Source organism: Kiloniella litopenaei, assembly GCF_000982415.1.
GTDB classification, from domain to species: Bacteria; Pseudomonadota; Alphaproteobacteria; order Kiloniellales; family Kiloniellaceae; genus Kiloniella; species Kiloniella litopenaei.
The window spans coordinates 495,514-504,738 of the sequence record NZ_LANI01000003.1 but is presented as its reverse complement, the minus strand read 5'-3'; the positions used below and the strand labels follow the sequence as shown (position 1 = coordinate 504,738).

Here is a 9,225-nt window from a genome sequence, read left to right as displayed (position 1 = left end):
GCAAATTGCGAGGACTTTGTCAGCAGTCTGGCCCGCTGTATAGCGGGTTTTTTATTGTGTAACACTTTGGGTGGTGACAATCAGACACAAGCTGAGTCGGATTTGTGTCCGTGGGGTGACAATTATATGTTAAGCCCTTCCAAGCCCGCAGTTGACCTTGATGCGGCCGAAAATCCTTCATAATTTCGAGCAACTGTCATTATTTTAAACGATGAATTATAGAGGTGCTCTATGAAGGAAAAAAATCCGGAAAAATTACCCGTTGTTGGTGATGTCTATTCAAAGCGGACGCGTTTTTTACAAGACTGGATCGTGACGGATATCTATAAGTCGCATGTGGATGGTGTCACCTATGCGCGCCTGAAGAACCCATTGATGGGGGAAAAGAATGTTGGTGCAGCAGAGCTGGTTCGAAAGAAATCTGACTGGACCAAGAAAACAATTAATCAATCTCCGGTCGATCCTGTTTTGGATTTCACGTTAGAACAGCAAGGGCGGAAAGATCCTCTTAGAGTTTAACTGTATATCTCTCTTAGGTTCTATCTAGGAAAGTATATTCCAAAACCGTGGCTTTAAACCCGAGATTAATTTTGTTTTTGGGGTGGGCGCTGGGAGCTGGAAGCTGATTCGTTAATACTTATTTGTTATCCTGCAGGTTAAAATGGGAAATCTGTTAGGTGGCAAATAGTGGCGGCATTTTGAGTTTGGAATTTAAGAAAAAGGCTGAGAGCAAAAGTTTTTCTCCTGCTATTTTTGAGCCGGATCGCTTACGTCTTTACGGATGTTTTATTCTTGGTATTTGCATGTTCAGAGCAATTGCCCTGATATCCTCATTCGATAATTTGCTCGATACAGATAATAGCCCGGCGGGTTACGACTTTATAACTTTTTGGTCTGCAGGGTATCTTGGAATTTTAGGCACACCTGAAGCTGCATTCGTTCGAGAGCGGATCGTTGAAATACAACAGTTGGCTGTTCCGGGAAATCAATCTGTATTCCTGTGGCACTATCCGCCAACCTTTATGTTGCTATCCACTTTCCTCGCGGGGATCCCCTATCTTGCGTCCTATTTTTTGTTTATCGGAAGCAGCTTTATATTTTACGTCTATTCTTTACGGCGATTATTTGATCATCCCTATGCTCTTTTACTGATTATTGCCTATCCAGCGGTATATCTGACAATGGTTCATGGTCAGAATTCGCTGTTAAGTACCGGATTGCTAGCTTGTGCTATTTTCTTTTTTCGCTCTAATCCTATGCTGGCGGGTGTCTTCATTGGTTTGCTGGCTTTTAAGCCACAACTGGGGCTCTTAATTCCTCTGGTCCTTATTGTTTCTCAGCAATGGCGAGTGTTTTTTGCTGCAGCTTTCACAACCAGTCTTTTTGTCGGGTTGTCGTGTGCTGTCTTTGGCTGGGAGCTATGGGGTGTGTTTTTCCAGAATATGTCGGTGGTTAAATCCGTTATGAGTCAGGGGTTACTGCTTTCTGAAAAAATGCCCAGCCTTTACATAACCCTCAAAATGTTGGGGGTTTCTGACGGAATTTCGTATTTATTGCACTGGATAATGGCTGCCGGTGTTGTGGGCGTTTTGCTATGGACCTGGTATCGGTGTGGCCCAACAAATATGGCTTTTACTGCTCTCATTTCCGCTGCGTTGCTAATTCTGCCCTATCTTTTTGATTATGAAATGACGTTATTGTCGATCCCGCTGGCTTTGCTTGCAATGGATATAGCGCAAAAAGGGGGGGCACTATGGGAAAAATCTGTTCTCGTTTGTGGGTTTGTAACACCGTTGATTTTAGCCGGAATAGGGCAGAATTTTGATATTCAAATTGGTTTTCCTGTTATTTTTGCGCTGTTCTTTCTTTCTGTTCTGCGGACAAACCTGATAATGCGGCGGCAAAACACCGTTTAACCCGGCTTTCCATCCAACCTTGGGCGAGTCATTAGGGGCAGAAAATTGACGAGATAAAGCCCAAAGGCAAGAACCCAGAACGCTGAAGACAGATAGAGTAATTGTTCGGAGAAGTCGTTCTCTATAAAGGATTGGAGAACACGGAAAATTGCAGAGAAGGTTATAATCCAAAGGGCAGCAGTCAGGTATGGATTTGTTCTCAGGATGCTGCCTGTATGACCAAGACCAGCCCTGATGGTTACAACCAGGATCATCGTGCCAATGGCACCGGCTGTCAGGGCGTGAAGGGCACCCTCCCAAAAGTAGCCATAGGTGACAAAACCGTAAGCTTTTAGAATAAGCCCGATGGGTATCCATAGATAGGCCGCATGCATTGCCCATAATAAGGGGTCTGAAAACGTCATCCACCCTTTCCAGAAGTATAGACGGGCGAGATGTAATCCGGCGAGTAATGCACAAAAATAGGCAAAGGGTTCTGGCCAGTTGTCTGCGATTAGTAAATCTCCGGCCATCATGACAGCTGTACCCAGAATACAGAGGATGCTGAGTTTGCCCGGTGCACCAATATCGACTTTGAGACCTTTGGCTGCGAGGGCGTTTCTTGTAAAGGCAGGGACAATGCGCCCCCCGATGATTGTTATCAGCAGTAACAAAAGGGATATAGCGGCTTCCAGAATAACGCGTGAGGAATGCGGTGCGATACCTGTTTCCGCGAGATAGAAACACAGGTTAAAGATCGCAAGAATTATAAAGATGCCGGGTAACATAAGGTTTCGTTTGTTACCTGTTCTGATGAGTATTCTTGCGGTGTAGATTGACAAAACCGGAAGGAACAGAAGATCTACAGTGGCGAGAAGGCTATAGGGAAGAAAGGTCCCGGCCCAAAGGGACAGTCTGCCAAAGAGCCAGAGGCCAAAAAGAGCGATCAGGGGCTTGCCGGATAAAGGTTCAGTATTGGTCCAGTTCGGCATGGCCGTTAAAATAAATCCGGCAATCGCAGCAACACCAAAACCATAGATCATTTCGTGCCCGTGAATAAGAGAAGGCACGATATGTGTTTCGTAATCGATAACGCCAGCAAGTATCAGGATCCAGAGCGACAACACGGTCAAAGCATATAGTGCTCCGGTTGTGAAAAAGGGTCTGAAACCTGCCCGCCAAAAAGGTGAACTTGCAGTCATCATAATGTCTTTGTTCCTCGTAATTTCATTATAGTGTATTTTAAATACATCTATTGTGATATGTGACAGAGGCGCGCAGCTTAATTGCACAAAATGGCTAAGTTAGTCTGCTCAGAACTACTTGATCAAACAGCTTGTGAGTAGGTCATCTCTCTTGAGCCATGATACTCGTCAAATAAGGCGCAAACGGACCTGACCAAAGCCCGCGCATCATGTTGAACAGAGATAACTCCATCCTGATATCGTACAATGTTATCGTCGGTAAAAGATCTCAAGGCACTGATTTCGTAGTCAAATTCATCAATTGAGCTTTGAAACTTCTCGCAGATATTATTGAGATCAACCTCATGATAGCACATAAGCTGTTCAATAATCGCGGCCCGCAATTTGTCCTTACCTTGGAAAGGAATGGATTTGGCAACGGCAAAGGTTCCGCTATCTATTGCTGCACGATAGTTTCTGATGGCGACGATATTCTGGACAAAACCGTTTGGCAGAGCGCCGATTGAAGAGGCGCCAAACCCGATCATCGCGTCTGCTTTGTCTGTTGTATAGCCTTGGAAATTACGTCTCAGCGTACCGTTTTTAAAAGCAACCGCCATGGGGTCGTCAGGTTTGGCGAAATGGTCCAGACCAATTCGAACAAAACCATAACTTTGTAATAGCTCTGCGGCGGCTTCTTGTTGTTCAAACCGCTCGTTGAAATCGGGAAGGACCTCTTCGGGGATGAGGCGCTGGTGTGGTTTCAATGACGGTATGTGCGCATAGCCAAAGAGAGCAATGCGTTCCGGGGCCATTGTCATAACCTGCCGAATGGTTTCCAGTACGGAGTCTACCGTTTGATAGGGAAGACCATACATCAAATCCATGTTGATGCCATGTACACCTTCTTCGTGCAGCCACTTGGCAACTTTTGCGGTTTGCTCGATCGGTTGGATGCGATTTATGGCTCTTTGAACCTTATCCTGAATGTCCTGAACGCCAAGACTGGCACGGTTTACCCCGCCTTGTGCCCAGGCTCTGATGGCTTCCTGACTGATATCACGTGGGTCGATTTCAACGGCGATCTCTGCGTCATCGGTAAAGGTGAAGGCCTCATTGAATGTCTGGAACAGTTTTTTGACATCTTCCGGTTCCAGAATTGTAGGGCTGCCACCGCCAAAATGCATGTGATTAACAGGGCGCCCTCGCCCCATTGCATCGGCGGTCATCAGGATCTCTTTGTGAAGGGAGCCCATGTACTCTTGTATCGGTTTGTATTTCTGGGTGATTTTGGTGTGACACCCGCAAAACCAGCAAAGGCTGTCGCAATAGGGAATATGTGAATACAGAGAAAGCGGCATCTCTTTCGGGATAGCCTGTAACCAATCCACATAGGTACTGGCCTCGAAATCAGGCTTGAAAAGGTGGGCCGTGGGATAGCTCGTATAACGAGGAACCCCTTTGTCGTATTTTTGTATGATCTCTGTTTTCATAAATATTGGAATAGCCGAAGGTGCGTGCGTAATCCTTGATTTATGTCAAGAAAGGTCTGAGAGATTTACCTCTCCAAGCCAATTGAGTTGAAAATGAAAAGAGGCTCACTGACGTGATGATTCTGCGTCTTTGTCTGTTATATGTTTTTGACGTTGCCGAATATCCTTTGGCCATGTGCTTTTAATAAATTCCAGCGTTGCACTTATTTCATTATCACTTAAGACATCCTGGAAAGCCGGCATATTGCTTTTGAATCCTTTGGGCGCAACTGAGGATCCGCCGAATTTGGTTATGTGAAACAATAAACGATCTGGGTGATGCCAGGTGTGTCCATCCTGATTATGAGGTGGTGCAGGCAGCGATCCATCTGCTTTGGGACTCCGCCAGTTTACTTCCCCCTCAAGATTTGCGCCGTGGCACGAGGCGCAGTTTTGCAGATATAAAGCAGCCCCGTTGGAATCAGTCACGGCACTGTTGATAGAGAGACCGGGATTGCTATCGACACTATCTTGTTGGTCAAATGATTTTGAGTAATGGAAAATAAAGTAACTTCCCGCTATGATAGTGATTACAGCAAAGAGGATTATTTTGTAGCGTGCAATGAAGCAACGTTTGAGAAGTATCCACAAATTAAAACCTATTTTGATCGTTTTCGTTAATGTAAACAGAAGTCCGTAGTCGTACTTCTAAATGTTCCTCCTGCTGTAAGCTCAAGAGTAGAAATTCACACCCTTACTATTAGTTATTGCTAATGATAAACTTAATTTTTTCTTATTTTTGCAGTGCTGGGTGTATTGATTTTTCACTCTAAAGAGCTAATTTGAATAGGCAGAATATAAGTAGATGAGAAGACGTTAATATTTATCGGATCACAAGCGATCTTGTTATAAATAAACATAAAACGCCCCATCTGGAGAGACGTATACCAGCAAGAGGAGATTAAATTGGCTCTTGGTAAGGACACCCTGAATACCCGTCGCCAGCTTACTGTGAACGGTAAGACATATGATTATTATAGTCTTGAGGAAGCTTCCAAGACGCTTGGCGATATTTCCCGTCTTCCTTTTTCCCTGAAAGTTCTTTTGGAAAATCTATTGCGCTTCGAAGATGATCGCACTGTTAAGGTTGATGACATCAAAGCGATGGCCGGATGGCTAAAAGATCGTACATCGGATAGTGAAATTGCCTATCGCCCTGCACGTGTTCTTATGCAGGATTTCACAGGGGTGCCGGCCGTTGTTGATTTGGCGGCAATGCGTCAGGCAATGGTTGAGATGGGCGGGGATCCCAAGAAAATCAATCCACTTTCCCCGGTAGATCTTGTGATTGATCACTCTGTCATGGTTGATTCATTCGGGGGTGCAGATTCATTCCAGAAAAATGTAGATCTGGAATTTGATCGTAATGGCGAGCGTTATTCTTTCCTGCGTTGGGGACAAACGGCTTTCGATAATTTCCGTGTTGTTCCGCCGGGAACAGGTATCTGCCATCAGGTAAACATTGAAAATCTTGCGCAGGTTGTTTGGACCAAAGAAGAAAATGGTGCGACGATTGCCTATCCAGATACTTTGGTGGGTACTGATTCTCATACCACTATGGTAAATGGCCTTTCTGTTCTCGGTTGGGGTGTCGGCGGTATTGAAGCGGAAGCGGCGATGTTGGGGCAGCCTGTTTCCATGGTTATTCCTGAAGTTGTTGGTATGAAGCTTACTGGCAAGATGAAAGAGGGAACCACCGCCACGGATCTGGTTCTGACTGTTACCGAAATTCTTCGGGCACATGGTGTGGTGGGTAAATTTGTTGAGTTCTATGGCGCAGGACTTGATAACCTGACCTTGGCAGATCAGGCAACAATCGCAAATATGGCACCGGAATATGGTGCGACTTGTGGGTTTTTCCCGATTGATGAAGAGACTATAAGGTATCTGAATTTTACCAGTCGTGACGCTGATCGTGTTGCTTTGGTCGAGGCCTATGCCCGCGCCCAGGGAATGTGGCGCGATACGAATACCCCGGATCCGGTCTTCACTTCATCGCTAGAACTGGACCTCTCTACTGTTGAACCAAGTCTCGCCGGACCAAAGCGTCCACAGGACCGTATTTCGCTTAGTAACCTTGCGCCAAAATCTATTGAGCTGATCAACGAAGCTTTGGGTGACAAGGCAGGGGATAAATCCCCTGTTGAAGGCAAGGATTATGAGCTGAGTAATGGCGATGTGATGATTGCAGCCATTACCAGCTGTACCAATACATCGAATCCCTCTGTTCTCATCGGAGCAGGGCTTGTCGCGAAGAAGGCGGTCGAACTGGGGCTTACTTCAAAGCCTTGGGTGAAGACATCACTGGCCCCGGGATCACAGGTTGTGACGGATTATCTGGAAAAAGCGGGGCTTCAGGATTATCTCAACCAGATTGGTTTTGATCTCGTTGGGTATGGTTGTACGACCTGTATTGGAAACTCTGGCCCCCTTGCAGATGAACATATTGCTGCCATTGACAACAAAGAACTACAGGTTGCTGCCGTTCTGTCTGGAAACCGCAATTTCGAAGGTCGCGTCAGCCCGCAGACACGCTTGAACTATCTCGCATCACCACCGCTTGTCGTTGCTTATGCGTTGGCGGGTAATGTGACGATTGACCTGTTGAATGATCCAATCGGTCAGGGCAAGGATGGTCAGGATGTTTACCTAAAAGATATCTGGCCGACCTCGCAGGAGATCCAGGAAATCGCGAATGTTTCACTGTCGCCGGAAATGTTCAAGGCGCGGTACGAGAATGTTTTCGAAGGCCCTCAGCAGTGGAAGGAAATCGAAACGGCGACTGGTTTGACATATGACTGGAATGACCAAAGTACATATGTTCAATACCCACCGTTCTTTGAGGGTATGAGCAGGGAAGCTGGCGATCTTAGTGATATCACTGGTGCACGCCCGTTGTTGGTCCTGGCTGATAATATTACGACTGACCATATCTCGCCCGCTGGCGCGATCAAAGCAGATAGCCCGGGTGGTGAGTATCTTACAAGCCATCAGGTGCGTCCGATTGATTTTAACTCTTACGGGTCTCGTCGCGGTAATCACGAGGTTATGATGCGGGGTACCTTTGCCAATATTCGTATTAAAAACGAAATGGTTCCGGGGACCGAAGGTGGTTTTTCCAAGTACAAGGGCGAAGTTATGCCGGTGTATGATGCCGCAATGAAATACATTGATGACGGCACACCACTGGTAGTTTTTGGTGGTAAGGAATACGGCATGGGGTCTTCCCGTGACTGGGCTGCCAAGGGAACGCGTTTGTTGGGCGTTAAGGCTGTTATCGTTGAAAGCTTTGAGCGTATTCACCGTTCCAACCTTGTTTTTATGGGGGTTTTGCCGCTTGTCTTTAAAGATGGCGTAACCCGAGAGACATTGGGGATTACAGGTGATGAAACGATCGATATTTCTGGGGTTGAAAAGGGGATAACGCCGGGCATGGATGTTGATTGTCACATCAGCCGCCCGGATGGCTCTGTTGAGAATATCAAACTGACGTGCCGTATTGATACCGCAGATGAAGTCGAGTATTTCCGCCATGGTGGTATTCTGCACTATGTGCTTCGCAACCTGATTCATGACGCGGCATAACGTCGGTTTATAGGTGCTTCAAAGGCAGTCCAGACGGGCTGCCTTTTTTCTTTAGGTGTGGGTGTGTCCCGTACTTAAGAATTACAGGCAAAGGGCAAGCTTTGCCCTGCTCGCGCAAACTTGAAGTTGACGTGACTGGAGCTCTTGCTGAAAGAGGCATAGTCTTTGAGTATGAAATATTTAAAGACTCTCTTCAAACGTCCGTTTGTGCAGGTTGCCTTTGTTGCGCTTGGCCTCTCTTTAGCTTGGGCCTATATGGCCATAAGCGGTCCCTCTGGCGAGACGGTTCGGGCTGCGGAAAAGCGCTTGGCTCAGGGGCAGTTGGTTTCTCAGGCTGCCAGCGTAGCGGGCCTTTCCGAAGCCGCCCCTGTGGTTATTGAGCTTTTCACGTCGCAGGGCTGTAGCTCTTGCCCGCCTGCTGATGCGCTTTTAACCGAGCTTGCTGATCAGCCCGGCATTATTGCTCTGTCTTACCATGTTGATTACTGGGATTATATTGGTTGGAAAGATCCTTTTTCCAGCCCGGAAGCAACACAGCGACAACGTGACTATGCTTCAAGTATGTCATTGCGATATGTCTATACCCCGCAATTGGTTATTGATGGCCGCAAAGAATTGGTGGGGTCACGTCGGGGGGATGTTCTGCTTGAAATTGAAGAGGCCGCCAAAGCGGGAAAAGCTGTGTCTCTCTCGATTGCGGGGAAGAGCCTGTCTGAGCCAACGGTGAATTTTAGTAACGAGCTTCCGCTTGGTAGATCAGCGACCTTGTGGGTGGCCGTTTTTGATGAACAGCACGAGACAGAAATTCAAAGGGGCGAGAACAAGGGGCTGTTTATGGTCAACAAGCACGTCGTTCGCGGGTTCGAACGCGCCGGGGAATGGAACGGTAGGGATGCGTCCCTTTCCTTCAGTTTTGCCTCGCTTGGATTATCACCGACCGACGGGTGTGCCTTGTTGCTGCAAGATGGCACTGGCGGCGCAATTATCGGAGCTGTTCTGCATGAGAGTAATCCCAGTTAAGTATTTACT

8 protein-coding genes are annotated in these 9,225 nt (G+C 46.9%); 5 read left to right on the top strand and 3 right to left on the bottom strand.

The window, feature by feature from the left end; translation table 11 throughout:
- From WH95_RS21465 to WH95_RS06415, 3 genes are all read left to right on the top strand, one after another.
- The coding region (locus tag WH95_RS21465) for a hypothetical protein (RefSeq protein ID WP_204247722.1) at nucleotides 1–183 on the top strand (183 nt) is incomplete at its 5' end.
- A gap of 48 nt (nucleotides 184–231) precedes the next feature.
- Nucleotides 232–519 (top strand): hypothetical protein, encoded by a 288-nt coding sequence (locus WH95_RS06420; protein ID WP_046504464.1) that lies wholly within the window; start codon nucleotides 232–234, stop codon nucleotides 517–519.
- A 158-nt stretch (nucleotides 520–677) separates the two neighbouring features.
- On the top strand, nucleotides 678–1,916 hold the full coding sequence (locus WH95_RS06415) for a glycosyltransferase family 87 protein (protein WP_046504461.1): 1,239 nt from the start codon (nucleotides 678–680) through the stop codon (nucleotides 1,914–1,916).
- On the opposite strand, the gene WH95_RS06410 is transcribed toward WH95_RS06415, so the two are convergent.
- From WH95_RS06410 to WH95_RS06400, 3 genes are all read right to left on the bottom strand, one after another.
- Complete coding sequence (locus WH95_RS06410) at nucleotides 1,913–3,100, bottom strand: NnrS family protein (protein ID WP_082114015.1); 1,188 nt, start codon at nucleotides 3,098–3,100, stop codon at nucleotides 1,913–1,915. The genes WH95_RS06415 and WH95_RS06410 overlap by 4 nt on opposite strands.
- A gap of 122 nt (nucleotides 3,101–3,222) precedes the next feature.
- The gene (gene hemN, locus WH95_RS06405) at nucleotides 3,223–4,572 is read right to left on the bottom strand and encodes an oxygen-independent coproporphyrinogen III oxidase (RefSeq protein ID WP_046504455.1); all 1,350 of its coding nucleotides are present in this window, start codon (nucleotides 4,570–4,572) and stop codon (nucleotides 3,223–3,225) included.
- A gap of 105 nt (nucleotides 4,573–4,677) precedes the next feature.
- A complete protein-coding gene (locus tag WH95_RS06400; protein WP_052741839.1) occupies nucleotides 4,678–5,202 on the bottom strand; it encodes a c-type cytochrome in 525 nt (174 codons plus the stop codon).
- 315 nt (nucleotides 5,203–5,517) lie between these two features.
- Between WH95_RS06400 and acnA the strand changes: the two genes are divergently transcribed.
- Together acnA and WH95_RS06390 are read left to right on the top strand one after the other, a co-directional pair.
- Complete coding sequence (gene acnA / locus WH95_RS06395) at nucleotides 5,518–8,196, top strand: aconitate hydratase AcnA (RefSeq protein WP_046504452.1); 2,679 nt, start codon at nucleotides 5,518–5,520, stop codon at nucleotides 8,194–8,196.
- A 171-nt stretch (nucleotides 8,197–8,367) separates the two neighbouring features.
- Entirely contained in the window at nucleotides 8,368–9,216 is an 849-nt protein-coding gene (locus WH95_RS06390) for a DUF1223 domain-containing protein (RefSeq protein WP_052741838.1), read from the top strand.
- Nucleotides 9,217–9,225 lie beyond the last annotated feature (9 nt).